The sequence below is a fragment of the Tateyamaria armeniaca genome, from assembly GCF_045797845.1.
Classification (GTDB): domain Bacteria; phylum Pseudomonadota; class Alphaproteobacteria; order Rhodobacterales; family Rhodobacteraceae; genus Tateyamaria; species Tateyamaria armeniaca.
On record NZ_JBHDIY010000002.1, the window covers coordinates 1576022 to 1601917 of the forward strand.

27 protein-coding genes, 1 other RNA gene and 2 pseudogenes are annotated in these 25896 nt (G+C 60.1%); 18 read left to right on the top strand and 12 right to left on the bottom strand.

Annotated elements, in window-relative coordinates:
* Nucleotides 1-100: 100 nt before the first annotated feature.
* Complete coding sequence (locus ACERZ8_RS07880; RefSeq protein ID WP_407591693.1) at nt 101-796, top strand: COQ9 family protein; 696 nt, start codon at nt 101-103, stop codon at nt 794-796.
* On the opposite strand, the gene ACERZ8_RS07885 is transcribed toward ACERZ8_RS07880, so the two are convergent.
* A complete protein-coding gene (locus ACERZ8_RS07885) occupies nt 782-1144 on the bottom strand; it encodes a hypothetical protein (protein ID WP_407591694.1) in 363 nt (120 codons plus the stop codon). The genes ACERZ8_RS07880 and ACERZ8_RS07885 overlap by 15 nt on opposite strands.
* A 56-nt stretch (nt 1145-1200) precedes the next feature.
* Between ACERZ8_RS07885 and ACERZ8_RS07890 the strand changes: the two are divergent.
* The 3 genes and pseudogenes from ACERZ8_RS07890 to ACERZ8_RS07900 all read left to right on the top strand — a co-directional run bounded on the left by ACERZ8_RS07890 (nt 1201) and on the right by ACERZ8_RS07900 (nt 3828).
* A pseudogene (locus ACERZ8_RS07890) lies at nt 1201-2189 on the top strand (NAD(P)H-quinone oxidoreductase).
* Nucleotides 2190-2408: 219 nt separating this feature from the next.
* A complete protein-coding gene (locus ACERZ8_RS07895; RefSeq protein WP_407591695.1) occupies nt 2409-2978 on the top strand; it encodes a TetR/AcrR family transcriptional regulator in 570 nt (189 codons plus the stop codon).
* Nucleotides 2968-3828 carry a sterol desaturase family protein gene (locus ACERZ8_RS07900; RefSeq protein ID WP_407591696.1) on the top strand — a complete coding sequence of 287 codons (861 nt, stop codon included), beginning with the start codon at nt 2968-2970 and terminating at the stop codon, nt 3826-3828. Before ACERZ8_RS07895 ends, ACERZ8_RS07900 begins: the two co-directional genes overlap by 11 nt.
* Here the strand turns inward: ACERZ8_RS07900 and ACERZ8_RS07905 are convergent.
* Nucleotides 3808-4437 carry a ribonuclease T2 family protein gene (locus ACERZ8_RS07905; RefSeq protein ID WP_407591697.1) on the bottom strand — a complete coding sequence of 210 codons (630 nt, stop codon included), beginning with the start codon at nt 4435-4437 and terminating at the stop codon, nt 3808-3810. The genes ACERZ8_RS07900 and ACERZ8_RS07905 overlap by 21 nt on opposite strands.
* A gap of 126 nt (nt 4438-4563) precedes the next feature.
* Between ACERZ8_RS07905 and ACERZ8_RS07910 the strand changes: the two genes are divergently transcribed.
* Nucleotides 4564-5325, top strand: coding sequence for a DUF1013 domain-containing protein (locus tag ACERZ8_RS07910; protein WP_407591698.1), 762 nt, complete (start codon nt 4564-4566; stop codon nt 5323-5325).
* Between the two features lie 77 nt (nt 5326-5402).
* Nucleotides 5403-6443 (top strand): low-specificity L-threonine aldolase, encoded by a 1041-nt coding sequence (gene ltaE, locus ACERZ8_RS07915; RefSeq protein WP_407591699.1) that lies wholly within the window; start codon nt 5403-5405, stop codon nt 6441-6443.
* Here the strand turns inward: ltaE and recR are convergent.
* The gene (gene recR, locus ACERZ8_RS07920; RefSeq protein WP_407591700.1) at nt 6440-7033 is read right to left on the bottom strand and encodes a recombination mediator RecR; all 594 of its coding nucleotides are present in this window, start codon (nt 7031-7033) and stop codon (nt 6440-6442) included. The two genes, ltaE and recR, sit on opposite strands and share 4 nt — an antisense overlap.
* Nucleotides 7034-7250: 217 nt before the next feature.
* On the opposite strand from recR, the gene ACERZ8_RS07925 reads away from it, so the two are divergent.
* Complete coding sequence (locus ACERZ8_RS07925) at nt 7251-7790, top strand: hypothetical protein (RefSeq protein WP_407591701.1); 540 nt, start codon at nt 7251-7253, stop codon at nt 7788-7790.
* On the opposite strand, the gene ACERZ8_RS07930 is transcribed toward ACERZ8_RS07925, so the two are convergent.
* From ACERZ8_RS07930 to ACERZ8_RS07940, 3 genes and pseudogenes are all read right to left on the bottom strand, one after another.
* Complete coding sequence (locus tag ACERZ8_RS07930) at nt 7787-8131, bottom strand: YbaB/EbfC family nucleoid-associated protein (protein ID WP_407591702.1); 345 nt, start codon at nt 8129-8131, stop codon at nt 7787-7789. The genes ACERZ8_RS07925 and ACERZ8_RS07930 overlap by 4 nt on opposite strands.
* Nucleotides 8132-8148: 17 nt before the next feature.
* Nucleotides 8149-8514 carry a hypothetical protein gene (locus ACERZ8_RS07935; protein ID WP_407591703.1) on the bottom strand — a complete coding sequence of 122 codons (366 nt, stop codon included), beginning with the start codon at nt 8512-8514 and terminating at the stop codon, nt 8149-8151.
* Nucleotides 8511-10254: pseudogene (locus ACERZ8_RS07940) on the bottom strand (DNA polymerase III subunit gamma/tau). The gene ACERZ8_RS07935 and the pseudogene ACERZ8_RS07940 overlap by 4 nt, the downstream one beginning before the upstream one ends.
* 152 nt (nt 10255-10406) lie before the next feature.
* Between ACERZ8_RS07940 and ypfJ the strand changes: the two are divergent.
* Nucleotides 10407-11249 (top strand): KPN_02809 family neutral zinc metallopeptidase, encoded by an 843-nt coding sequence (ypfJ, locus tag ACERZ8_RS07945; protein ID WP_407591704.1) that lies wholly within the window; start codon nt 10407-10409, stop codon nt 11247-11249.
* On the opposite strand, the gene ACERZ8_RS07950 is transcribed toward ypfJ, so the two are convergent.
* Nucleotides 11246-11794, bottom strand: coding sequence for a TetR/AcrR family transcriptional regulator (locus tag ACERZ8_RS07950; RefSeq protein ID WP_407591705.1), 549 nt, complete (start codon nt 11792-11794; stop codon nt 11246-11248). The two genes, ypfJ and ACERZ8_RS07950, sit on opposite strands and share 4 nt — an antisense overlap.
* An 88-nt stretch (nt 11795-11882) precedes the next feature.
* On the opposite strand from ACERZ8_RS07950, the gene ACERZ8_RS07955 reads away from it, so the two are divergent.
* Nucleotides 11883-12752, top strand: a complete 870-nt coding sequence (locus ACERZ8_RS07955; protein ID WP_407591706.1) for an alpha/beta hydrolase family protein — start codon at nt 11883-11885, stop codon at nt 12750-12752.
* Nucleotides 12753-12833: 81 nt separating this feature from the next.
* On the opposite strand, the gene ffs is transcribed toward ACERZ8_RS07955, so the two are convergent.
* The 3 genes from ffs to ACERZ8_RS07970 all read right to left on the bottom strand — a co-directional run bounded on the left by ffs (nt 12834) and on the right by ACERZ8_RS07970 (nt 14776).
* Nucleotides 12834-12923: signal recognition particle sRNA small type (gene ffs / locus ACERZ8_RS07960), an RNA gene on the bottom strand.
* A gap of 120 nt (nt 12924-13043) precedes the next feature.
* Entirely contained in the window at nt 13044-13583 is a 540-nt protein-coding gene (locus ACERZ8_RS07965; RefSeq protein WP_407591707.1) for a 5'-nucleotidase C-terminal domain-containing protein, read from the bottom strand.
* Nucleotides 13526-14776: a metallophosphoesterase gene (locus ACERZ8_RS07970; RefSeq protein ID WP_407591708.1), complete on the bottom strand. Its 1251-nt coding sequence runs from the start codon at nt 14774-14776 to the stop codon at nt 13526-13528. Before ACERZ8_RS07970 ends, ACERZ8_RS07965 begins: the two co-directional genes overlap by 58 nt.
* Nucleotides 14777-14929: 153 nt before the next feature.
* On the opposite strand from ACERZ8_RS07970, the gene nudC reads away from it, so the two are divergent.
* Nucleotides 14930-15898, top strand: a complete 969-nt coding sequence (nudC, locus tag ACERZ8_RS07975) for an NAD(+) diphosphatase (protein WP_407591709.1) — start codon at nt 14930-14932, stop codon at nt 15896-15898.
* A gap of 38 nt (nt 15899-15936) precedes the next feature.
* A complete protein-coding gene (locus tag ACERZ8_RS07980) occupies nt 15937-16404 on the top strand; it encodes an SRPBCC family protein (RefSeq protein ID WP_407591710.1) in 468 nt (155 codons plus the stop codon).
* A 67-nt stretch (nt 16405-16471) separates the two neighbouring features.
* Here ACERZ8_RS07980 and ACERZ8_RS07985 read toward each other — a convergent pair whose 3' ends face one another.
* Complete coding sequence (locus ACERZ8_RS07985; RefSeq protein WP_407591711.1) at nt 16472-17302, bottom strand: prephenate dehydratase; 831 nt, start codon at nt 17300-17302, stop codon at nt 16472-16474.
* Nucleotides 17303-17442: 140 nt separating this feature from the next.
* Between ACERZ8_RS07985 and ACERZ8_RS07990 the strand changes: the two genes are divergently transcribed.
* From ACERZ8_RS07990 to ACERZ8_RS08010, 5 genes are all read left to right on the top strand, one after another.
* Nucleotides 17443-17952, top strand: a complete 510-nt coding sequence (locus ACERZ8_RS07990) for a c-type cytochrome (RefSeq protein WP_407591712.1) — start codon at nt 17443-17445, stop codon at nt 17950-17952.
* A 193-nt stretch (nt 17953-18145) separates the two neighbouring features.
* A complete protein-coding gene (locus ACERZ8_RS07995) occupies nt 18146-20098 on the top strand; it encodes an extracellular solute-binding protein (RefSeq protein ID WP_407591713.1) in 1953 nt (650 codons plus the stop codon).
* A 4-nt stretch (nt 20099-20102) separates the two neighbouring features.
* Entirely contained in the window at nt 20103-21194 is a 1092-nt protein-coding gene (locus tag ACERZ8_RS08000; RefSeq protein ID WP_407591714.1) for a microcin C ABC transporter permease YejB, read from the top strand.
* The gene (locus ACERZ8_RS08005) at nt 21194-22363 is read left to right on the top strand and encodes an ABC transporter permease (protein WP_407591715.1); all 1170 of its coding nucleotides are present in this window, start codon (nt 21194-21196) and stop codon (nt 22361-22363) included. Before ACERZ8_RS08000 ends, ACERZ8_RS08005 begins: the two co-directional genes overlap by 1 nt.
* Nucleotides 22360-23940 carry an ABC transporter ATP-binding protein gene (locus tag ACERZ8_RS08010; RefSeq protein ID WP_407591716.1) on the top strand — a complete coding sequence of 527 codons (1581 nt, stop codon included), beginning with the start codon at nt 22360-22362 and terminating at the stop codon, nt 23938-23940. The genes ACERZ8_RS08005 and ACERZ8_RS08010 overlap by 4 nt, the downstream gene beginning before the upstream one ends.
* Nucleotides 23941-23987: 47 nt before the next feature.
* Here the strand turns inward: ACERZ8_RS08010 and ACERZ8_RS08015 are convergent, their stop codons facing one another.
* The gene (locus tag ACERZ8_RS08015) at nt 23988-24224 is read right to left on the bottom strand and encodes a DUF6552 family protein (protein ID WP_407591717.1); all 237 of its coding nucleotides are present in this window, start codon (nt 24222-24224) and stop codon (nt 23988-23990) included.
* Nucleotides 24225-24456: 232 nt separating this feature from the next.
* Between ACERZ8_RS08015 and ACERZ8_RS08020 the strand changes: the two genes are divergently transcribed.
* Nucleotides 24457-25332, top strand: a complete 876-nt coding sequence (locus ACERZ8_RS08020) for a LysR family transcriptional regulator (RefSeq protein ID WP_407591718.1) — start codon at nt 24457-24459, stop codon at nt 25330-25332.
* A 114-nt stretch (nt 25333-25446) separates the two neighbouring features.
* A complete protein-coding gene (locus tag ACERZ8_RS08025; protein WP_407591719.1) occupies nt 25447-25887 on the top strand; it encodes a hypothetical protein in 441 nt (146 codons plus the stop codon).
* Nucleotides 25888-25896: the final 9 nt, after the last annotated feature.

Consider the following 25896-nt stretch of genomic DNA (forward strand, 5'->3'; position numbering starts at 1 on the left):
TCACCACCTTTCTAGTTTCGAGTTGCAAGGAATTGCAGGAAGTGGCCACATAGCAAGCGCGCCCTAGTTTGTCCAGTGCCTCGCTGAACAGGAGACTGCCATGACCAAGCCCTATGAGACCACCAAGGATGCCTTGCTGGATGCTGCATTGATGCACGTGCCCTTTGATGGCTGGTCGGAAACCACGTTCAAGGCCGCAGCCGCCGATGCAGGGGTCGACATGGCTATGGCGCGCGCAGTGTGTCCGCGCGGCGCGGTTGATCTGGCGCTGGCATATCACGCGCGCGGGGATGCGGCGATGGTCGCTCGGCTCAAGTCCGACGACCTGCCGGAACGGTTCAGCGAAAAGATCGCTGCCGGTGTCCGTTTCCGTATCGAGGCTGTCACCGACAAAGAAGCCGTTCGGCGCGGCACAACACTGTTTGCCCTGCCAATGCACGCCGCCGACGGGGCCAAGGCGATCTGGGGCACATCGGACAAGATCTGGGACACGCTGGGCGACACATCTGATGATGTGAACTGGTACACGAAGCGAGCCACTTTGGCCGGGGTCTACAGCGCGACGGTTCTCTATTGGTTGGGCGATGACAGCACCGACAAACAGGCAACCTGGGCTTTTCTGGATCGTCGTATAGAAGACGTCATGCAGATCGAAAAGGTCAAGGCGCAGGTGCGCGACAACAAGGTTTTGAGCGGGTTGCTGGCTGGCCCCAACTGGCTACTTGGCCAGATCAAGGCACCACCGCGCATGCCCAACCCGGATTTGCCGGGCATGTGGAGCTCACGCGGAGAATGACCCGGCCCTCCAAACCGTGACAATCGCAATGGCCTGAACGACGATGACCAGCATGTTGGTCATCACCACGGGATTGGCGACGCCGACAGCCCAGAGCGTTGCAGCTTTGTAGATGATCTGAACTGCAAACAAGGCAAGCGTCATCGGAATGGCCCAAGGATGCGCCGCGCTGTGAAGGACTATCAACCCGATGCTCAGCAAGGCGATGGAGCCATACACGCAGGCCAGAATACGGCGCGCCGGGGTATCTGCCCCAAAAGCGACATCCATCCCTGCGCCCCGAAAGCTCAGCGACCAGATGACGGGCGCGAGGATCACGACGTTCAGTATCAGGGCGGCGATCAGCATTTGGGTTCCTTTCCCGATCTCAAACGGGATACGGTGCCGAAAACGGAGTGGATGACGTGACCGAGAAAATGCGAGCAGTCGAGATCAGCGCCCCCGGCGGGCCAGAGGTCTTGCAGGTGGTTGAGCGCCCGCGCCCCGAACCGGGCCATGGGCAAGTTGTGATCAAAGTCGCGTGGGCAGGTGTGAACCGCCCGGATGCGCTCCAGCGTGCCGGCCTTTACAACCCGCCCCCACTGCAAGCGATTTACCCGGGCTGGAGGCGTCTGGCACGATCGAGGCCATTGGCACAGGCGCCAGTGGCTGGTCGGTCGGCGATCAGGTTTGCGCATTGTTGCCCGGTGGCGGGTACGCCGAATATGTCGCAACGCCTGCCGCGCATTGCCTGCCGGTGCCGGACGCGCTGGATTTGAAACAAGCGGCCTGCCTGCCCGAGACATATTTCACCGTTTGGTCGAATGTCTTCACCCGTGGCGAGTTGACGGGTGGCGAGCGTTTTCTGATCCACGGAGGCTCCAGCGGCATCGGCACAACGGCCATTCAGTTGGCCCATCACTTTGGCGCGCGTGTGTTCGTCACGGCCGGGAGTGATGAAAAATGTGCGGCCTGCCGGGATCTCGGGGCCGAAGTTGCGATCAATTACAATGACGCCGATTTCGTCGAGATCATGAAGGAACAGGGCGGTGCAAACCTGATCCTTGATATGGTCGGTGGGCCTTATATCCAGCGAAACCTGAACGCGCTTGCCGATGATGGTCGGCTGGTTCAAATCGCTTTCCTGCAAGGGCCCAAGGCCGAGCTGAACATGGTGCAATTGATGACGCGTCGCCTGACAATGACGGGCAGCACCCTGCGTCCGCAAAGTGATCTGGCCAAAGCCCGGATCGCGCAGGATCTGCGCGAGGCCGTCTGGCCGCTTCTTGCGGCTGGGCGCATCGGGCCGGTGATGGACTCCGAATTCCCGCTGGATCAGGCGGCTGCGGCGCATACACGCATGGAGGGGTCCACGCATATCGGAAAAATCGTTCTGAAAGTGGCCGGAGGATAGGGGGCCAGCCACGTCGGCGCGACGCGCCTCACCCCCGTGCTGTTTTCAGTCAGAAGAAATAAAAAGGCCCGCGGTGCTCACAGGATGAGTGGTGCGGGCGTTTTTTTCTTCTGACCAGACATACCACCGCCAGAGACATCTGAAGTCTCAGCAGGCTGGACAGTGAAATTTTCTCCTATGCCCCTTGAACATCGAGAAGCAATGAGACACATATGTCTCATGCGAGACAATAATGACTTAACAAGACAATTCATCCTGAACGCGGGCTTTGACGTGTTCAGTCAAAATCCCGGCGCGTCCTTGGCCGAAGTGGCTACACATGCCGGGGTCGGGCGCGCGACGCTGCACCGCTACTTCTCCGGCCGCGCGGATTTGATGGCCGAACTGGCACTGGTCGCCACGGCCGAGTTGAGCGCAGCGGTCGAGGCTGCGACGCGCGATGTAGACACCCACACAGAAGGGTTGCGCGTGGCCTTTCGCGCAATGCTGCCGCTTGCCCAAAGGCACATGTTTCTGGCCACCGAACCGGTCGGGCAAGACCCAAGGGTGGCCAAAGCCTATGCCGCTGAAACCGCCGAGCTTGTGCATAGTATCGAACAGGCCAAGATCGAAGGCACCTTTGATCCTCACGTGCCCACCGCATGGATCGCGCAGGCCTATGACAACCTGCTTTATGCCGGGTGGGAAATGGTCACCGCCGAAGAGGCGACGCCGAACCAGGCCGCTGATCTGGCCTGGCGCACCCTGACACGCGGCCTCAAACCCCAAGGAAACTCCGATGACGCCTGACACACTGACCACCCTTGGCACACAGATCGACGAGGTATTCTTGCTCATCGGTGCGGCCATATTACTGATCGAACTGGCCGAAGTCCTGTTCAAGGGCAGCCACAAGGGCCGCACGCTTGCCGAAATGGCCGTCAGCGCCTCGACCCAGATCCCTTCGATCCTGATCGAAATCTTCCTGCTCACCGCGGCCTACGGCCTTTACTACATTCTGGCCGATGCATTTGTGCCGTGGGAGATTCCGCTGACCTGGTGGGGCATTGCACTGGCTGCGATCGCCGCCGACTTTACCTACTACTGGGAACATCGCATCGCGCATGAAGTCCGTCTTTTGTGGACTCAGCACGCGGTGCACCATTCCTCGCGCGACTATAACATCATCACCGGCATTCGCTTTGGCCCGCTTGAAGGCGTGTGGAGCCTCATCGCCCATATCCCGCTGGTTTTCCTGGGCTTTTCGCCCGAGATGATCTTTTTCGGGATCATTGTCGTGCTGGCCTATCAGACGTGGATTCACACCGAGGTGATCGGCAAGATGGGCTGGTTTGATACGGTGATGAATTCGCCCTCCAATCATCGCGTCCATCATGGGTCAGAGGACAAATATCTCGACAAGAACTATGGCGGCATCACCGTTGTCTGGGATCAATTGTTCGGCACCTATCAGGCCGAGGAAGAGACGCCGCGCTATGGCCTCAAGCGTGATTTTGACAGCCGCAATCCGCTGGTTGTGTGGTTTTCAGAAATCCCGGGTCTTTGGCGTGACATGCGACAGGCACGCACTTGGGGCGAGGCATGGCGTTACATGATGCGCCCGCCCGGATGGCGCCCGTCAGCGGACCGGGGTGAATAGGGCATCCCGGGCCGTACAATCGCGCACCACATCCTGACCGCAAGGCACTGGGTTCAGATCGCGCGACAGGCAAATTCGCGCCTCCTGAATATACCCCTGGCGGCAGGTGATCGTGATCCCGTCCGCCTCCATATCCGGATTGGCCTTCAAAAATGCCTCTTCGACCACGGACGCGGGCAGTTTCACGGTACGGTCCAGTTTTCGAAACACATCCGGGCGCACAACGCGCCCGTAGGCTTGCCGGGACAGTGCGTAGTAATCGGATGCGGACAGCCCCGAACACACGCCATGTTTCTTCCACTGATGCCACGCCAGACCGGACGTGCCCATGATGTCCGCCATTTCTGACGTCATACCGCGCGATGGCGCCCGCTGGGAAGTCGGGCAGTAAGATGGATACCCGCGATGAAACTGCGGCCAAAGCCCGTGCATGATCCAGCCATGGTCATGGCGCGCATCACATTGATCCGAGTCGCGCGCGTCCCCCTCATAGGCGCACCAGTTCGGGGACCAGCTGAGGCTGAGAACGTAATAGTCGAACGTGCCGGGCGTCTCTCCCTCTGCCCGGAGCGGCAGGGCAAGACAGAGCCAGATCAACAGAATACGCATAAGGCTTTCCTTTTTCTGCGCCGCCACTTATATCCGCTCCAAGTTCCCCCACAACGGAAACCCGCCTTGGACGCCAAGGCCGCCCTCTCCGGGCGACGGGAAAGATATGCGCGAAGGAGCACGCAAATGGCAAAACCGATCATGGCACGGGCCACAGCCGTCTGGCTGGTGGACAACACGACCCTCAGCTTCAAGCAGATTGCTGACTTTGTTGAGATGCACGAACTGGAAGTGCAGGGCATTGCAGATGGTGACGTGGCTGCGGGTGTCAAAGGCTTTGATCCCATTGCAAACAATCAGCTTACGCAGGAAGAAATCGACGCGGGCGAGAAAAACCCGCTGCACAAGCTGCAACTGAAATACTATGCGGCTGCCGCAGGCGAGGAAAAACGCCGTGGCCCCCGCTATACCCCGCTGTCCAAGCGCCAGGATCGCCCCGCTGCCATCTACTGGCTGGTTAAATTCCACCCTGAACTGACGGATGGCCAGATTTCCAAACTGGTGGGCACAACCAAACCCACGATCCAGTCGATTCGCGACCGCTCGCACTGGAACATTTCGAACATCCAGCCCGTCGACCCTGTCGCCCTGGGTCTGACCAAGCAGTCCGAACTGGATGCCGCCGTGCAAAAGGCCGCCGCCAAGAAGGCCGCCGATGCGCCCGTGATGTCCGATGACGAACGCCGTAAACTGGTCAGCACCGAACAGTCCTTGGGCATGGAAGCCGAACCCAAGATCCCGACCGCCATCGAGGGTCTGGAGACGTTCTCCCTGTCCATGGATGTGGACAACGACGAGGATGAAGACGACAAATCCACACTGGTCGATGCCGACAGCCTGTTCAACCTGCCCAAAGGCGGCGGCAAGGACGAAGACGAACAGCCCTGATCGCACGGCCAGTCTTTCATATCTGAACGGGTGCGCCTAAGCTGGGCGCGCCCGTTTTGCGTTTCAGAGGGATGTTCATGAACCAATATGCCGCCATGCAGGACGCGCCTGCCGTTCCCATCATCTGTGATTTGCGCAGCGACACAGTGACGGCCCCGGACGCTGCCATGCGTGCAGCGATGGCGGATGCCGAAGTGGGCGACGACGTCTACGGCGAGGACACAACTGTCAATCGGCTTGAACAATCTCTGGCCGAACGTCTGGGCAAGGAAGCCGGGTTGTTCCTGACCTCGGGCACGCAAAGCAACCTTGTTGCCCTCCTCAGCCATTGTGCGCGGGGCGAAGAGATTATCACCGGGCGTGGGTATCACATCTGGAAATACGAAGCGGCGGGCGCGTCGGTTCTCGGGGGGATTGCGCTTGATCCGCTGGAGGTGGCGCAGGACGGCGCGTTGGAGCCGGACGCCATCCGGGCCGCGATCAAGGAGGACGATCCGCATCACCCCATCACGCGCCTGTTGACGCTGGAAAACACCCATAACGGCAAGGCCGTCCCGCTTGAGCGCTGTCACGCGGGCGCCGATGTTGCCCGCGGGGCCGGTTTGGCAGTGCACCTGGACGGCGCGCGTTTTTTCAATGCGGTGGAAGCACTTGGGTGCGCCGAGACGGACCTGAGCGGTACTTTCGACACGGTTTCGATTTGCTTGTCCAAGGGTCTTGGCGCACCGGTTGGGTCTGTCCTGATTGGACCCCGTGATCTGGTCGACCGGGCGCGGCGCTGGCGCAAGATGCTGGGCGGCGGAACGCGGCAGGCGGGTGTTCTCGCGGCGGCAGGTCTGCACGCGCTTGATCACAATGTGGATCGCCTTGCCGAAGATCGCATGCGGGCCGAACGGCTGGCGCAGGCCCTGTCCGCATATGGTGATGTGCGACAAGACACGAACATGATCTTTTTCACGCCCAAAGGTGGTGTGACCCAAGCGTTACAACACCAAATGGCGTCCATAGGCGTCCAGCTCAGCGGGGCCACCGGCACAACCCGGTTGGTCTTGCACAAGGATGTAACCGATGATGGGCTCGACGCTGCGATCAGCGGATTTCAGTCCGCCCTTGGCTAAAGCGCCTTGCGGGCGCGCATCGCGGCCGTGATCGTGCCGTCGTCGAGATAGTCCAGTTCGCCGCCGATTGGCACGCCTTGTGCCAGTGACGTCAGCTTGACCCGCCCTTCCAACTGATCGGCGATGTAGTGGGCCGTTGTCTGTCCGTCTATCGTGGCATTCAGGGCCAGAATGACTTCGGCGATGTTTTCGGTTTCAACCCGGTCAACCAGACGCGGGATGCGCAATTCGTCAGGGCCCACAGCGTCCAGAGCAGACAATGTCCCGCCCAGAACGTGATAGCGCCCCTTGAACACGCCGGATCGCTCCATCGCCCACAGATCAGCGACGTCTTCGACAACGCAAAGCTCTCCGGTTGCGCGTTTTTCGGCCGTGCAAATGTCGCACACATCGGTTGTGCCGACATTGCCGCAGTTCATGCACTCGCGCGCTGTGGCGGCCACGATCTGCATCACGTCAGCCAGCGGAGTCAGCAACAGCGCGCGCTTTCGGATCAGGTGCAAGACAGCCCGCCGTGCGGACCGTGGGCCCAGCCCGGGCAGTTTGGCCATCATCTCGATCAGGGCGTCTATGTCTTGGGTGCTGCTCATAAATGCGGACTTTATTGACGTTTGACGGGGACAGAAAGTGCAGATTGAACAGACGTGATTCACCAGTTCTCAACACGTTCTGTGCAAATTACCCAGTGATTCCGCAATTTGCCGAGAGAAAATGGCGCGCACAGTATTAACAGTTCTGGTTTTAGTTCTCTGGACATTGGTGCCAGTGGCCGCTGCTGCGTGCGTTTATCCGTCCTCCTTGCGGGTCGTGAACACCACACTGATCAAGCAAATGGATCGCGGTGGCGAGGTTGGCATGTTTGTGCGCAACACGTTGCGACGTGCGCTTGCCAACATGCCTGCGGATGCAGTCCTTGCATCCATGGCTGGCGAGGTCAGTCGCGGCGAACTGCGCTCGGCACGCACAGTTTTGGGTGTTGCCACGGCCCTTGCAGACGGGCGGGGGGTGTTTGTGGACCCGGCCTTGCGCGAACACACATCGCGTCTGGACGACGCCGTGCAAGAGGCGTGTTCTGATGGCACGCAGGGGGCCAGCGGAGTGTCCGAGGCCAGTGGCGTGGAAGGCGGCGGCGCGCGCAAGGAAGTTGGCAGTGCAGGCGGTCTGACCTTCAGCGAGGGCATGGCTCGACTGAGCATCGCCTTTTCGATCTACGCTGTTTTTCTGGCGTTCCTGTTTGTGTTCCGCCAGATGTATCATCGTCATTTCCTGCCGACTGCGAAAGCGGCGGGTGGTCAGGTCGGCACCAGCATCGCCGACCTGCCAAAGAGCATGCGCCCCGACGCTTAGAAGGGCAGTTTCATTCCTGCGGGCAGACCCATGCCTTCGGTCAGTTTCCCCATTTCTTCCTGCGCACGTTCTGCCGCCTTGGACTGAGCGTCCTTGATCGCGGCGAGGATCAGGTCCTCGACAACCTCTTTGTCATCACCGTTGAAGATAGATGGGTCGATGTCGAGGCTGGTCAGATCTCCTTTGGCGGTGGCCGTGGCCTTGACCAGTCCCGCGCCGCTTTCCCCGGTCACGGTGATCCCATGCAGATCGTCCTGCATTTGCGCCATCTTGGTCTGCATTTCCTGCGCTTTTTTCATCATCCCGGCCATATCGCCGAGCCCGCCTAGTCCTTTGAGCATCTTTGCCTCCTGATCCGCTATTCGTCTGCCTTGTGTGGCATCGTGTAAAACACCGTCCCGATACATATTGCAGCGACAGCAACAATGAACAAGGTCGGCGAACCGATACAGCCCTCAACCATTGCGTCGGCGCGAAGGCCCGTCGGGTCGGCCATGGTGATAAGGGTTATGAACGCGGTCCACCCCAACACCGCGGCCAGACCCATCCACTGGTGGCGGAACCGCAGCGCGAGAACCGTGAAGGCCAGTAACAACAGCCCGAAAGGTGTCGCAAAGAGGGTCATCGCCTCACTCAGCGCCGTTACCTGATCACCGTCCCAATCGGGACGTTCCTTGTCACAGACTTCGGCACAGGCAATCCCCGGCACCAGGACGACGATCAATCCTCCTCGAAAGGGTCCCATTCATCGTCCACTTCTGGCAGTGCTTCGATATGGGCTGCGTTGGCAATGTCCTGTGCCGTGCGGATGTCGGTGATTTTGGCCTTGGGGAAATGCTCAAGAACGGCCTGAACCAGCGGATGTGCCTGCGCTTGCGATTTCAGCGCAAGATCGGCGGCGTCGCGCACTTCGGCGATGGTCTTGGCCCCGCCGTCGTTCACCACGGTGACAGCCCAGCGGTTTCCCGTCCACAGTTGCAGGCGTTGACCCAGACGCTGCGCGAGATCACGAGGGGCGGTGGGCCCGGGTTCGAATTCAATGCGCCCGGGCTGGTAGGCAGCCAGACGCAAATCCGTTTCCACATCGATCAGCAATTTGCCGTCGCGATTGGCGCGGATCAGTTCCAAAACATGCTCAAACGTCGGATAGCGTGCGAGTGCCGCCCCGGGGTCTTGCGCCAAAGCGGTGGTTTGGCCGGATGCATTGGGTTGCGCCGCCATACGCGTTTTTGCCTGCGCGACCGCTTGCGCTCCGCTGGACGGTACCCCCGGGGTTCGCTCGCGGTGCGGGGGCGGGGGGTGTTGCGTTTTGCAGCTTGTGCACCAACTCGTCCGGGCTGGGCAGGTCAGCGACATGGGTCATGCGTATGATCGCCATTTCAGCGGCCATCATCGCATTGGGGGCCATCGCCACTTCGTCCAGCGCCTTGAGCAGCATCTGCCACAGGCGCGTCAGAACCCGCATCGGCAGCGTTTCCGACATGGCGAGCCCGCGGCTGCGCTCGTCCGGTGAAATTGTCGGGTCGTCCGCCGCCTCGGGGGTGATCTTGACCACCGACACCCAGTGCGTGATTTCCGCCAGATCGCGCAGGACCGCCATCGGGTCAGCTCCATCCGCGTATTGCGCGCCCAATTCGGTCAGGGCGCCACCCGCATCGCCCTTGAGCACCATATCGAACAGGTCCAGCACGCGACCCCGGTCCGCCAGACCCAGCATGGCGCGCACCTGATCCGCCGTCGTTTCGCCCGCCCCATGGCTGATCGCCTGATCCAGCAGCGACGTGGCATCACGCGCAGACCCTTCGGCGGCGCGGGTGATCAGCGCCATGGCATCGTCGGCAATCTCAGCCCCTTCGGCAGTCGCGATCTTGCGAAGCAGCGCGATCATGACCTCGGGTTCGATCCGGCGCAGATCGAAGCGTTGGCAGCGCGACAGCACGGTCACCGGCACCTTGCGGATTTCCGTGGTGGCAAAGATGAATTTGACGTGCTCTGGCGGCTCTTCGAGCGTTTTCAGCAGCGCGTTGAAAGCGCTGGTCGACAACATGTGCACTTCGTCGATGATGTAGATCTTGTAGCGGGCCGAAGCCGCGCGATAGTGCACCGAGTCGATGATTTCTCGGATGTCATTGACGGAGGTGTTGGAGGCGGCGTCCATTTCCAGCACGTCGACATGACGCCCTTCCATGATCGCGCGGCAGGGCTCGCACTCCCCACACGGCTCGGTTGTCGGGCCGCCAGTGCCGTCAGGGCCTACGCAGTTCATGCCTTTGGCGATGATCCGTGCAGTTGTGGTTTTGCCCGTCCCGCGAATGCCTGTCATCACAAACGCCTGCGCAATCCGGTCTGCCTGAAACGCGTTTTTCAGGGTGCGCACCATGGCGTCCTGCCCAACCAGATCGGCAAAGGTCTCGGGGCGGTATTTGCGCGCGAGGACTTGGTATTTGGGGGCTGCGTCTGACATGGGCCTCGGGCTGGATTCGGTGTGACCTGCCAAGACTAGGGGGCGGGCGGCGCGGCGTCCACCGCTGGTCGGCGTTCTGGCATTTCATTTTTTGCGCCGATGCAACTATCCTGAGCGGAATGCGTTAACCGCTGACGATCAGGAGAAACCACATGCGCCTGCGCGGGATCACGAGAAGCCGGAACATCGAGGACAGACGCGGACGCCGTGGCCGACGCGGCGGTGCAGTTGGGGGCCTTGGCATCGGGGGTATTCTGGTCGTGCTCGTGATCGGCTGGTTGACGGGTGTGGACGTTATGCCGCTGTTGTCGGGCGGCTCCGCCCCAGCCACCACCAGCCGTCCATTGAGCGAGGCGGACGTGCGTGAGGGCGAGTTAGCCGCCCGTGTTCTGGCCACGACCGAGGCTGTGTGGTCACGCGAGTTTCCCGAGCAGGTTGGCCGCCCATATACCCCGCCTGTCATGGTGCTTTTCTCGGGAACCACATCCAGCCCGTGTGGCGGTGCGTCCGGTGCGACGGGTCCGTTTTACTGCCCTGCGGACAATAAGGCCTATCTCGACACCGCCTTTTTCGACACGATGCGGGACCGGCTTGGGGCGGGGGGCGATTTTGCCGCTGCCTATGTGATTGCCCACGAAGTTGCCCATCATGTGCAAAACCAGTTGGGCGTTCTTGGGCAAGTGCATCAGGCCCGCCAGCGCGCGGGTCAGGCCGAGGCGAACGCCCTGACTGTCCGGAGTGAATTGATGGCAGATTGCCTGTCTGGCATATGGGCGCGCAATGTCGGTGACCTGATGGAGCGGGGCGATCTGGAGGAGGCGCTGAACGCCGCCCGCATGATTGGGGACGATCATCTGCAACGGCAGGCAGGACGTGTGCCGCAACCCCATACCTTTACCCATGGCACGTCAGAACAGCGTGCGCGCTGGTTCGAGCGTGGCTATGATTCGGGCTACATCCGCGATTGCGACACGTTTGCGGCGACGCGGATTTAAAGCTGGCTGGTCAGCGTGCGCAGAACGTCTGAACTGCGCCGTGCCCGTGCCAGCATCCACCCGCCCTGGATCAAAACGAACAGGTGTTCGGCCTTGGTCTTGGCATCGGATTCCGTCAGACCCAGACGCCCGGCGTGGTCCAGCACCTCGGCAATCCACCCTTCGTATATGTGGCTCGCATGGTCCCGCATCTCGGTACTGTCCGGCCCCTCGAACAGTGTGGCCGCAATCGGGCAGGTGTCCCACCCCGTTTTGTCGAACAGTTTCGCGAGCTTAAAACACAGCGTGGTCGCGCCTGCCTCGAAGGTTTCAGCGCCATCAAAGCTGGCCGCGATCAGGCGCAGCATTTCATCCGAGGCCCACGTGGCGGCGGCGATGGCGAGGTCTGATTTCCCGTTCGGAAAGTGGTGGTAAAGCGAGCCCTTGGGGGCCTTCGCATCTGCCAGCACATCTGCCAGCCCGACGCCGTGATAGCCCCGCGTGCGAAACAGCGTGGCAGCGGCGAGGATGAGGCGGTCTTTCGTCGGGCGTGCAGTATTGGACATAAACGCATCTTGACAGGAGTAGACCGATTGGTCCAGCGTGTGAATTAGACCAACTGGTCTAGCCTGCTTCTGTGAAGAGGACCCTGCAATGCTTGATATGAACACAGTGAAACTCGGTGTCACCGAACGCTCCATCATGTTCAAAACGCAGGACGGCGCGGAACTTGTCGGGCGTCTTTACCTGCCGGATGCCCCCCCGATGGCCGCGGTTGTTCTGAACAGCGCGACGGGCGTGCTGCAAACCTTCTACACCCACTTTGCAAGGTGGCTTGCAGCGGAACGAGGTATCGCATGTCTGACCTATGACTACCGGGACATGGGGCGATCCTGGTCGGGACCAATGCGTGCCTCATTGGCGGACATGTCCGATTGGGGAATCCGTGATCAGGTGGCCGCGCGGCGCGTGATGGCACGCACCATTCCGGACACGCACTTGTGGATCATCGGCCATTCGCTTGGGGCCATGCTGCTGCCCAATCAGCCCGAAACTGACACCCTCACGCGGGTGATCGGGGTCGCATCCGGCATGGTCCACTATACAGACCACCCTTGGCCCTACCGCGCATTGGCGATGAATTTCTGGTTCACTGCAGGCCCGTTGGCGACGGCGCTGTGTGGTTATATGCCGGGCAAGCGCCTGCGCTTTGGAGAGGATTTGCCAAGTGAAGTGTTCTGGCAGTGGCGCCGGTGGTGCACCTCGCGCGGCTTCAACGCGGCAGATTTCGGCCCAAAGTTGCCTGCCCCGAACTGGACCAGCCGCGCATCTGTGCGACTGCATGCCTTTACCGATGATGATTTGATTCCACCCCATTGCGTTGAACGTCTGGCGCGCAATTACGGTGGCGCGGCAAAGGTCGTGCGCATTAATCCAAAGGATCATGGGCTGGATACAGTCGGGCACCTCAGTGCGTTTTCGCGAAAAAATCGTGCCCTTTGGCCGGTCTTGCTGGAGGAGTGAAGCGCTTTGCCCGTCTGGCGCCTCTTGCTGAAACACCTTTCGGATCTCGCCAAAAATCAAACATGATTTTTGGTCTTGGGTGAGAGATTGACAACGACCCAAGCGGGGCTCGTTACGGCTGCTTCCTTCCGGATCTGACCGGGTTGGCGAGGCGCCTGCCCGCGCCAACCTCTCGACAAGTGATATAGTCGCCGCACCGTGCGGGTGCAAGCGCCTGATCAGATCAAGACACTGAGCTCAAGAAAACCTGCGCTGTTCTTTCCAATCACGCACGGTTCGTATGCGGCGATCTCATCCAGATGATCGCGCGCATCTGGCGATGTTTCGATAATCACCCGCTCGTTGGTGGACAGAATCAAACCGCCAGACGGACGGAGTCTGATCAAACGCGACAGCGCCATGTGTGACGGCGCGATGCAGGGCTTCGGTCAGATCATGGTCGGTGCGCAGGATGTCCGCATTGCCAGATATCCCCGGGAAGTTGCCGCCGCCCGCGCCGCGATAGCTGGTCATGGAAACCAGAAATTGTTCATCCAGATCGACCGGAGCGTCCTGATACAGCAGTTTTCTGACCCGCTTGGCCGTTGGATTGATGAGGTTGCCGATAGGGTCGAACATCGCCGGTTGGAACGGGTCGATAACCGCCTCGACCCCGTGCAACATATCGAAGTTGAAAGATGGTGCGTCCGGGTTTGCGAGACGCGCGCAACCGTCCTTGGTCGGAGAAAAGAACGTGGCGGCCCGTTCGACCCAGGATATCAGGTCACCCCCGGTCAACACCGCCGCCCAAATGGCGTTGGGATAAGGTGCCAGCATCGCCATATGGCGCATTTGAACCGATCCCGCAGGCACATCGACAAAGTTGCCCGGCCCTGCGCGCCCCCCATTGTCATGGGCGCCACCGAGGCAATCAGGGGAAGGTCCGCCAGGTCCGATCCGGCGACCTGTTCTGCGATGACATTTATCATTGCGCGGGCGATCAGGGCGTCAGACGGGCCGGACATCAGCATGCCGAAATAGGTGTGAAACCCGGAAGTGGTTTGCGCCAAAGTTTGATCCAGTGTCTCTTGCGTTTTGGCAAGGGCGGGGGCGGCGAGGGCGGTGATGGCCGGGACGGGCTGATCCTCTGCCCCGGGCAAGCGCAAGGTCGCGTCATGACCGGCGACGTGCCATCCGACATCAGTCCAGCCCAAGCGCAGGTCGATCTGACCCAGCACTTCTGCCGCGTAACCGGGCATTACGGCCGGGACGCCGTTCAGATCCTTTGGCCCGGCCGTTTTTGGCAAACGCTCGTGGGTGTGACCAAGAATGATGGCATCAATGCCCTCGACCTTGGCGGCGATCTCTGCGCCGAAATTTTCGTCATCCTTTGTGCCACTTGCACCCGCACCACTGTGGCAAAGCATCACGATGATGTCCGCCCCCTGCGCCTGCAACGCAGTGACGGCGCGTCGCGCTGCACTGACACCACCCTCTAATTCGATCAACCCGGTCAGGTAACGGTGATTCCAGATTGCCGTTTGTGGTGGCAAAACCGACGTCACACCAATCACGAGCGGGCGGACCTGTCCGTCGCTACACGTGACTTTTCGCTGGATCAATAACGTCGGAACGACGCCCGCGACGGACCCGGATGCCAAGCTGGCGCAGACCGTGGGTGCATCCATGTGCGCCACGGTGCGTTCCAAAAACGGAACACCAAAATCGAAATCGTGATTCCCCAAACCGATGGCGTCATAGGACAGCGCGTTGACGATATCTGGCCATGGATGGCGCACGTCTGACGCATATGCCGCACAGATTGCACCGACGGGCGTGCCTTGCAAAAAGTCACCGTTGTCAAAGAGCAGGCACGCCCCGTTTGCAGTGTTGCGCGCCGTTTCAATCGTGTGCGCCAGCACATCCATGCCTCTGCCCGCCACGTTCCGGTCACGCAGTGCGTCCCAGCCCGTGATGTGCATATGTACGTCGCTGGTCGCGAGAATGCGCAGGTCGGCAAAAGCATAGGGCGAGTTCATGCTCATATCTGCTCCCATAGGTAGAAAAATGACAACCCCGCACGGCGTCGGATGGCGATTTTCGATGCGTGCTGTGGGGTGCACGCCACCATTGCGCCCTTGCGGCGACCGTGCGAAGCCTGCGCGAAGTTAAGTCACAGGGATTGCGGGGAAAAGGCAATGCGTCACGCCGAAACAGTTACCTTCGGGGGCTCAGCGCTGGATCGTGCCGGCGAAGTGCGTGGGGATGTTGATGCGCTGGCTGCGGCAATGGCTGACCCCGATGCCCGGACCGTCCTGATTTGGCGCGGCAAGCCGCTGATCAACCGCGCCCGTCCCGCCATGCTGATGCGTGTGCGGCTGGACCATCCAGCGCTCGCACAGGCCGACGCGTCCCCGATCTTTCTGGGACGCGAGGACGGGGCGCCGCGTTTTGCGCACGATCTGTCCGGCTGGCAGCCGGAAGATCTGGATGCAAGCCAGCTGGGTGGGTTCCTCGACCCAAGTGAACAGCACCATCCCGCATTTGCGTCAGACGAGGTTTTTGTAGAGTTGCGGCGAGTCATGACGTGGCTGTCTGCGCGCGACGCCGAGATGGCGGCAACGGCCAAGGCGGTGTTCGGCTGGCACACAACTCACATGTTTTGCGCCAAGTGTGGGGCTGCATCAGACGTCAGCATGGGCGGATGGCAACGCACGTGCCCGGCCTGCGGGGCACACCACTTTCCGCGCACCGACCCGGTGGTCATCATGCTGATCACACACGGGAATTCAGTTCTGATGGGCCGTTCCCCAGGGTGGCCGGAGGGGATGTATTCGCTGTTGGCCGGTTTCGTTGAACCCGGCGAAACACTGGAAGCCGCCGTGCGCCGCGAAGTCTTTGAAGAAGCAGGGGTGCGAGTTGGGCCGGTTGATTATCTGTCGAGCCAGCCATGGCCGTTTCCGGCGTCCTTGATGTTTGGCTGTCGGGGTCAGGCAACGAGCCATGACATCACGATCGACCCCGTCGAAATCGAAGCAGCGATGTGGGTCAGCCGCGAAGAAATGATGACCATATTCGCCGGAGAGCATCCAACGATCCTGCCTGCGCGCAAAGGGGCCATTGCGCACTTTTTAATTGAAAACTGGCTTGCGGACACATTGGATTAGACCGACACTGCGCGCAAAATATCAGGCAGGCACCCGCAATGAAATTCTCGGCACGAGAAGATATTTCCGCCCCGATCCAACAAGTATTTGACGACTTGTGCGATTTCGAGACGTTCGAGCGTTTGGCGATGCGCCGCGGCGCGCAGCTGCAACGCACGGATACGTTGACGCGGCCGGGCGTCGGGATGCAATGGCACGTGACATACAGGATGCGTGGGCGCAAACGAGAATTCGATCTGGAACTTGTGGAGTTCGAAGCGCCAAACCAGATGGTGTTTGATGCCAAGTCCTCGGGCATCGATGCCACGTTTTCCGTAGATCTGATCGCGCTGTCGCAAAGCCGGACGCGGATGGCGATTGCGCTGGATATGACGCCGCTCAACCTGTCTGCGCGGCTTTTGATCCAATCGCTGAAACTGGCCAAGTCGAATTTGTCCAAGCGGTTCAAGGACCGCGTGGGGGAATATGCCAAGGGCCTCGAAGACCGGCTTCAGCGAACGGCATGACAACTCTGTGGCGCCGGGCGGCTCTGTTCGGTCCGTTCAGGCCAAATGCCGCCGCTCGCAGACTCCGTCAGTCCCGCTTGGCCGCTGCCGGATACACGCCCAGTATATCCAACCGGTTGGTAAAGAATGACAATTCCTCCAACGCGCGGGCAAGGGCCGGATCGTCTGGATGCCCTTCGACATCCGCGTAAAACTGCGTTGCGGTAAAGGCGCCACCGACCATATAGCTTTCGAGCTTGGTCATGTTCACGCCGTTTGTGGCAAAGCCGCCCATCGCTTTGTAGAGCGCGGCGGGGATGTTGCGCACTTCGAACACGAATGTCGTAATGATGGTGTCGCCGCGCCGCGACATGTCCGCCTTGGGGGACATCAGCAGAAATCGGGTGGTGTTGTGCCCCTGATCCTCGATGTCGCGCGCCAGTATTTCGAGGCCATGAATGTCCGCAGCCACCGCCGACGCAAGCGCTCCAACGCCCATTTCAGCGGACTGCGCGATGGCGGCGGCGGCCCCTGCGCTGTCTGCTGCCGGTTCTGACGTGATCCCGTGTGCGTCCAGAAACGCGCTGGCCTGCGGGATCAGCACAAGATGCGCCCGGACATGGCGGATATCGCTGAGCGTCTGTCCCGGCATTGCCATCAAGGCGATGCGCACGCGTATGAAGGCCTCGTCCACGATGTGCATCCCGCTTTCGGGCAGCAGGCGATGGATGTCGGCGACCCGCCCATAGGTCGTGTTTTCGACGGGCAACATGGCCATATCGGCGCGTCCTTCGCGCACGGCGGTAAAGGCGTCTTCGAACGTGGTGCAAGGCACTGGAATCGCGTCAGGGCGCGCCTTGGCGACGGCCTCGTGACTGTAGGCCCCCAGTTCCCCCTGAAACGCAATTCTGTCTGCCATGGTCTCGTCCTCGTGCGCGGCCCGGTGCGCAGCAGAGGGCCGGCAGGGCGATTGGTCGCGGTATCTATACCTTGCCAGCCGCAAGGGGAAGCCGTAGATACCCGCGGACAACAAAGGCCGACACGGGGAACCGATTCCAAATGTTCGACACGATGACCTTCACCAAAATCGCAGGCAGCTTGTGTGGTGCGCTGCTTATTTTCCTGTTGGGCAAATGGGCCGCTGAGGAACTCTATCATACCGGCGGACATGGCGGTGAGCAGGCCTATGTGATCGACACCGGCGTCGAAGAAGTCGACGAAGACGCCGTCGAAATCCCCTTTGCCGAAGTGTTGGCCAGCGCGGATGCGGGCGCGGGTGCCCGCGTTTTCCGTCAGTGCAGCGCATGTCACAAGCTTGAGGCTGGCGAAAACGGCGTTGGCCCGTACCTGCATGGCATCGTGGGCCGCGATGTGGGTGCCGCCGAAGGATATGCCGCCTATTCCGGTGCCTTGTCCGAAGTCGCCGAAGTCTGGACTGCAGAAAACCTGAACGGCTTTCTTGAAAACCCACGCGGCTGGGCACCCGGGACCTCAATGGGCTACAACGGGCTGCGCAGCGTCGAAGACCGCGCCAACCTGATTGCGTATCTGGACAGCGTTGACGACTGATCGGCAGCGCCGCTTATGATCAAATACAGCCGTTCGCACCCCGCGAGCGGCTTTTTTGTTGCCCGCATGGCCGTCTGCTCACGCACAAGCGCGCGACATCACATATTCTCAAGTTGCATATTGGCAGCGGGCGTCATTAGCTTATGTCACAAAGACAAGACGGCCCTGAATGCCATCAATCGGAGGATCAGCAATGCGCAAGACCCAAAATCAATACAAAGCACAGGCGCGGGCACAGGCAGCACGTGACCGAACGACCCGATGGGGCGCTTTGGGGATTCTGGGACTGATCATCACTTTGGCGCTTGCCAGCATGGTCCGCGCCGACGGGCACGAGACAATCATAAAGTCTCATGGCTTCTCGTTTTACGGCGACTTGAAATATGCCGAGGATTATCCGCATTTTGACTATGTGAACCCCGATGCCCCGAAAGGCGGCGAAATCTCCCTTGGCACAGTGGGCACGTTTGACTCGCTCAATCCCTATTCCCGCAAAGGGCGCGGCGCGGCGCTGTCTTCGGTCATGTATGAAAGCCTTCTGGGCGAAGGCGTGAATGGCGCACCGGCCCCCGCCGACGTCTACGGCGAATATTACGGCCTGCTGGCCGAGCGCCTGGAATATGACGAGGGCAAGAACTGGGTCATCTTCCATATGCGCCCCGAGGCGCGTTTTTCGGATGGAACCCCCGTCACCGCCCATGACATCGAATTCAGCCATAATCTGCTGCTGGATCAGGGCCTGAAATCCTACGGTGATGCCGTGCGCAAACGCATTCCCAAGGTCGAGGTGCTGTCCGATCACAGCATCAAGTTCTACTTCACCGAAGGCATCTCGCGCCGCTCTCTGATCGATCAGGTCGGCTTTGTCCCCGCTTGGTCGAAGAAGTGGTATGAAGAAACCGGCGCGCGGCTGGACGAAAGCCGCCTGACGACTTCGCCGGGTTCAGGCCCGTACATGCTGGACAGCTTTGATGTGAACCGGCGCATCATTTACAAGCGCAACCCCGACTATTGGGGCAATGACCTTCCGCTCAATGTCGGGCGCAACAACTTCGACACCATCCGTATCGAGTATTTCGGAGATGCCGAGGCTGCGTTTCAGGGCTTCCTCGCAGGTGAGTTCACCTATCGCACCGAAAATGACTCAAAGAAGTGGGCCACGGGATACACCTCGCCCAAGGTTGAAAGCGGCGCGATTGTGCAGCGCGAGTTGCGGGACGGCACGCCCGCCACGCCATCTGGCATAATTTTCAACCTCAACAGACCTGTTTTCGCTGACAAACGGGTGCGCGAAGCGGTGTCGCTGGCCTATAATTTCGAATGGACCAATGCGTCCCTGCAATATGGCCTGTTCAAGCCACGCTCGTCCTTCAGTCAGGGCACACCGGTCATGGCCAATGGTGTCCCAGAGGGTGCCGAACTGGAGTTTTTGCAAAGTCTTGGTGACATCGTGCCGCCGGAAATGCTGACCGAAGAGGCGCGCGTGCCGCATACTTCGAGCGAAGAGCGCCTGTTTGATCGGCGCAACGCGCGCAAGGCCATGGCGTTGCTGGACGAGGCTGGTTGGGCCGTCGGTGATGACGGTATTCGCCGCAATGCGGATGGCACGCCGCTCAAGATCAACTTCCTGTTCAATTCCTCGTCGCCGGATACGCTGTCCGGAGCGATGGAAAACTTTGTTTCGAATGTCCAGAAACTGGGGATCGACATCACGCTCGAAAAGGTCGACCCGTCTCAATACACCTCGCGTGAGCGGGATCGGGACTATGATCTGGTCTATGATGCCTATCCCGCCATCTTGGGTGTCGGGACCGGGTTCCGACAGTTCTTTGGCTCTGAAGCATCCGAATTCTCGCTGTTCAACCCCGCAGGTCTGGCCAGCCCAATGGTTGATGCAATCATCGACGCGGCACTTGAGGCGCAAACCCGCGAAGAGGAAACAACCGCCGTCATGGCGCTGGACCGTGCCTTGCGCCACGAGTTGATCATGATCCCGCTTTGGTACAAGCCGAACCACTGGGTCGCCTTCTACGACATGTATGAATTCCCCGATGTCCTGCCGCCCTACGCGCTCGGCCAACTGGATTTCTGGTGGTACAACGAAGAAAAGGCCGCAGCCCTCAAAGCCTCTGGCGCGCTAAGGTAAACTCATGGGCCCCTATATCCTGCGCAGGCTGCTGCTGGTCATCCCGACCTTGCTGGGCATCCTGTTGGTCAACTTCACCCTTACCCAATTTGTGCCCGGCGGCCCGGTCGAACAGGCCATTGCACGCGCGCAAGGCGGCGGGGACGTGTTTGGCGGATTTGCCGGGGGCAACAATGATGCGGGCACGGATGAACTGAACAACTCCTCTGACAGCACCTATGTCGGTGCGCGGGGCCTGCCGCCTGAATTCATCGCAGAGCTGGAGCGTGAATTCGGGTTCGACAAACCACCGGTCCAGCGCTTTCTGAACATGGTCTGGAACTACGCCCGCTTTGATTTTGGCGAAAGCTACTTCCGATCTATCGGGGTCATAGACCTCGTGATCGAAAAGCTGCCCGTTTCGATCACGCTGGGTCTGTGGTCGACGGTCATCGCCTATCTGGTGTCCATTCCGCTCGGCATTGCCAAGGCGGTGCGCGACGGCACCCCGTTTGATACATGGACGTCCGGCGCCATCATTGCGGCCTATGCGATCCCGGGGTTCTTGTTTGCCATTCTGTTGCTGGTTCTGCTGGCGGGCGGCAGTTACTGGCAGATTTTCCCGCTGCGGGGCCTGACATCTGACAACTGGGAAGATCTGGGAACACTGGCCAAGATTGGCGATTATTTCTGGCACATTACGCTGCCTGTTCTGGCGGGCACCATCGGCGCCTTTGCCACGCTGACCCTCCTGACCAAGAACAGCTTTCTCGACGAGATCAAAAAGCTGTACGTGATGACCGCCCGCGCCAAGGGACTGTCGGAAAAACGCGTGCTTTACGGGCATGTGTTCCGCAACGCCATGCTGATCGTGATCGCGGGCTTTCCGGCGGTCTTTATCGGCGTCTTCTTTGGCGGATCACTGATCATCGAAACCATCTTTTCGCTGGACGGCTTGGGCCGTCTCGGGTTCGAAGCGGCAGTGGCGCGCGACTATCCGATCGTGTTCGGGACGCTCTACATCTTTGGCCTCATGGGGCTGCTGGTCGGCATCATCTCAGACCTGATGTATGTGCTGGTCGATCCCCGCATCGACTTTGAGCGGAGAGAAGGCTGATGGCTGTGCAAGAGGCAGAGCTGGACGTGCCCGTCGTGGTGCCGCCGCGCAAGCGCAGCCTGTTCAAGCTGTCACCCCTCAATCAGCGTCGCTGGCGGAACTTCAAAAAGAACCGTCGCGCGTTTTGGTCCCTGTGGATTTTCTCGATCCTGTTCGGGGCCTCCCTGTTTGCCGAATTCCTCGCCTATGACAAACCCATCGTGGTGCGCTACCAGAACGAACTCTATTTCCCGATCTGGAACTTTTATGCGGAAACGGATTTCGGCGGTGATTTCCAGACCGAAGCAAGCTACCGCGATCCCGAAGTTGAATGTCTGATCGTGTCGGGTGGTCTGGATGTATGTTTTGACGACCCCGAGGGCGTCATCGCGGATGCGCAGGACGGCGAAGTTAACGGCGAGGCAATCACCAAAGGCTGGACGATCTGGCCTCTTATTCCCTACAGCTATGACACAGCTGTCGACCGCCCCGGCGCGGCCCCTCTGGCCCCGAACGAAGAGAATCTATTGGGCACGGACGGGACAAAGCGGGATGTGCTTGCGCGCGTGATCCATGGTTTCCGGTTGTCTGTGCTGTTCACGCTGTTGGTGACCGGGGCATCGGCGGTTATCGGTGTGATTGCGGGCGCTGTGCAGGGCTATTTCGGCGGGCGCACGGACCTGATCTTTCAGCGGATCATCGAAATCTGGTCATCGACGCCCAGCCTTTATGTGATCATCATCATGTTCGCCATTCTGGGACGAAGTTTCTGGCTGCTGGTCTTCTTGCTGGTGCTGTTTGGCTGGACGGGTCTTGTGGGCGTGGTGCGCGCGGAATTCCTGCGTGCGCGCAACCTTGAATACGTCCGCGCCGCGCGTGCCCTAGGGGTCGGCAACCTGACCATCATGTTCCGCCATATGCTGCCCAACGCGATGGTGGCGACGCTGACCATGCTGCCCTTCATCATCACCGGCACGATTTCATCGCTGGCCGTGCTCGACTTCCTTGGCTTTGGTCTGCCGTCCTCGGCCCCTTCCTTGGGCGAGTTGACCTTGCAGGCCAAGCAGAACCTGCAGGCCCCATGGCTCGCCTTCACAGCCTTCACCGTGTTTGCGATCATGCTCAGCCTGCTGATCTTTATCTTCGAAGGCATCCGCGATGCGTTCGATCCACGAAAGACGTTTTCTTGACTGCTCTATTGACCGTAACAGACCTGTCCGTTGGCTTTCGTCAGGATGGTCAGCTGACACAAGCGGTGCGCAATATCTCCTTCTCGGTTGACCGGGGCGAGACTGTTGCGCTGGTGGGTGAATCCGGGTCGGGCAAATCCGTCTCGGCCCTGTCGACCGTGTCGCTGCTGGGTGACAGTGCCGAGGTTTCGGGGTCGGTGACCTATGACGGCCAACAGATGATCGGTGCCGATGAACGGCTGCTGCGCAAAGTGCGTGGCAACGACATCTCGTTCATCTTTCAGGAGCCGATGACTTCGCTCAACCCGCTCCACACCATCGAAAAGCAGTTGGGCGAAAGCCTTGCCCTGCATCAGGGCATCGCGGGGCAAGAGGCGCGCGCGCGCATTTTGGAACTTATGGACAAGGTCGGCATCCGTGACGCCGAAAGCCGTCTGGGTGCCTATCCTCACCAGCTATCCGGCGGACAACGCCAGCGCGTGATGATCGCGATGGCGCTTGCCAACCAGCCAGACATCCTGATCGCGGACGAACCGACCACGGCGCTGGACGTGACCATTCAGGCGCAAATCCTCGACTTGCTTGGTGAGTTGAAAAAGACCGAAAACATGGGGTTGTTGTTCATCACCCATGACCTTGGGATCGTGCGTCGCATCGCCGACCGCGTCTGCGTGATGCAAAATGGTGAGATCGTGGAAACAGGCCCAACGGCCGAGATTTTCGCCAATCCACAGCATCCTTACACCCAAAAATTGCTGTCCGCCGAACCCACGGGACAACCCGCACCAGTGCCCGTCGATGCGACCCTGATTGCAGAGACGCAAAACCTCAAAGTGTGGTTTCCGATCACGGCAGGGCTGCTGCGTCGGACTGTTGGGCATGTGAAGGCCGTCAATGACGCGACCTTTCAGATACGGGCTGGCGAAACTGTCGGCATCGTGGGCGAAAGTGGCTCTGGCAAGACCACACTGGCGCTCGCCATCATGCGCCTGATCGCCTCGGAGGGCGGGATCGTCTATATGGGGCAGGACATTCGCGGCTGGAAAGTGCGCGAGTTGCGGCGGCTGCGCAAGGACATGCAGATCGTGTTCCAGGACCCCTATGGCTCTCTGTCGCCGCGGATGACAGCCGCCCAGATCATTTCCGAAGGGTTGGCGATCCACGGTGTGGAAGGCGGCAGGCCCGAGCGGGAAGTCGTGGCCGAAGTGATGGCTGAAGTCGGCCTTGATCCCCTGACAATGGACCGGTACCCGCACGAATTTTCCGGCGGACAGCGCCAGCGTATCGCGATTGCGCGCGCGATGGTGCTGCGCCCCAAGCTGGTCGTGCTGGACGAACCGACATCCGCCCTTGATATGACTGTGCAGGTTCAGATCGTGGAGCTGCTGCGCGGACTGCAGCAGAAATACGGACTGGCCTTTTTGTTCATCAGTCACGACCTGAAGGTCGTCCGCGCAATGTCCCACAAGGTGCTTGTGATGAAGCAGGGCGATGTGGTCGAACAAGGCAGCGCCGACGATCTGTTTGAGCGTCCGCAGTCGGACTATACGCGGACATTGCTGCAAGCCACACATTAGGACAGGCACTGGTTGACAGATGTCAGCAGTGTCCTGCCCGTTGCAGGTCAGGGTGCCAGCAACCCGATCAGCATTGCAGCGGCCGCCACGATGTGGATCAGCATGATGGCCCGGTCATTCCAGCGCAGCCCGACGATGAACCAGCCCACCAGACCAATGACAAAGAAGTAGAGGTTGAGGGGGTGAGCGCCCATCGCAGTGGCGCCGTAGCCAAAGATCTGTGCGATGGACGCGCCCCATTTGATTGTGCCGGTGATGTCCGGCAAAGACCGCGCGCGGATCACAGCCGTTCCAGATCAACACATGTGGTGCGCGGTGCTTGCCACCATTTGCGTTTCCGGACATCTGTCACAGGGGTGCAGCGGGGCTTGGACCGGGTCGCAGTCATGAAAGTAGTAGCGTAAATATTCAGCATAGTGCACCTCTTGGGGTTGGTGTTCTGATGCATTCAATATTGATCGAAACGCGGATTCATGCGAGTCAAAGAGAATGCACTTATGTAAGCTGAAATAACATATGGATTGGCGTGAACTTCCTCCGCTGGCCGCATTGCGCGCTTTTGCGGCCTTTGTCGACACGGGCAGTGTCGTTGCTGCGGGCGATGCGCTGTCAGTCAGCCATGCCGCTGTCAGCCAGCAATTACGCGGGCTGGAAAGCTACCTGGGTGTCAGTCTGCTGGACCGTTCCGGTCGTGCGTTGCGCCTGACGAGCGACGGTGAAATTCTTGCGCAGGGATGTGCCGACGGGTTCGGTCAGATCGCCCGCGCCGTTGCATTGGTCAGTGGGGCCGAAGCGTCGCGCCCGCTCCATATCTCGCCCACGCCCAGCTTTGCCGCCGCATGGCTGATGCCGCGCCTGCCCGAGTTTCGCGCGGCCCATCCGGGGCAGAACATCGTGCTCGACCCCACCCCTGAAATTGTCACGCTTGCCCCCGGGGGCGTCGATCTGTCGATCCGCTACGGGAATGGGGACTGGTCGGGATTGGACAGTGAATTGCTGCTGCAATCCGCGATGGTCGTCGTTGCCGCACCGTCGCTGATCGAAGGGTTGGACACTTCGGAACCCGCAAACCTCAGTGCCCTGCCGTGGCTGGAGGAGGTGGGCACCACGGAAAGCACACGTTGGCTTGATGCGCGCGGCGTTGCGCGCGGTATGCGCGGCAGTCTGACCCAAGTGCCCGGCAATCTGCTGCTGGACGGTGCGCGTGACGGGCTGGGCGTTGCCGTTACCGTGCGCCATTTTGTCGAAGCCGACATTCAGTCGGGACGCCTGTGTGTCCTGCACGAAGACGCCACACCCGGCACCGGTTATCACCTTGTCACGCGACAAGGCATTCAGCGCCCCCCGCTGAAATCCTTCCTCAGCTGGATTCGAAAAGCGGCACGGCGATAGGGGTGCCGCGCCCTGATGCGCACCGACCGATTTCGACAATACAGCCGTTTCGTGCTATCCTTGCAGCATTGAACAAACCCATTTGCGCGAAACCAATAGGAAGGAGCCAGGATAGTGCCCGATCTGATTCCGGCGGCCGCCAAGAAAAAGATGGAAGGGGCTTGCAAGAAATTTGCCAAGAAAGTCGGCAAGGCGGTTAAGTCCATCGACGACAAGGGCAAGATAGAAAAAGCGATCAAAGAAAAGTGCAAGAAAGAGATCGGCTCGATCGACAAGACGGTCGTGAAATTCTTTGCCGATCAGCTCAAGAAAGAGCTGGCCAAGAAGAACAAGAAGATCGACGGCGAAACGCCCATTCCCAAGATAGACAAGAAATGGGTGCCCAAACCGCCCGGGTCCGGCGTGCCGTCCCTGACGATCCCCATCACTGAATTTGTCCTCGACCCAAAACATGACGTGAAGGGCAAGTTTTCGATCAAGGTCTGGGCGGACCCGCGCGAATTCGAGAAGAAAGACAAGGGCGTGATGGTGAACTTCACGCTGGTGAACTGGTAGTCCGTCGGG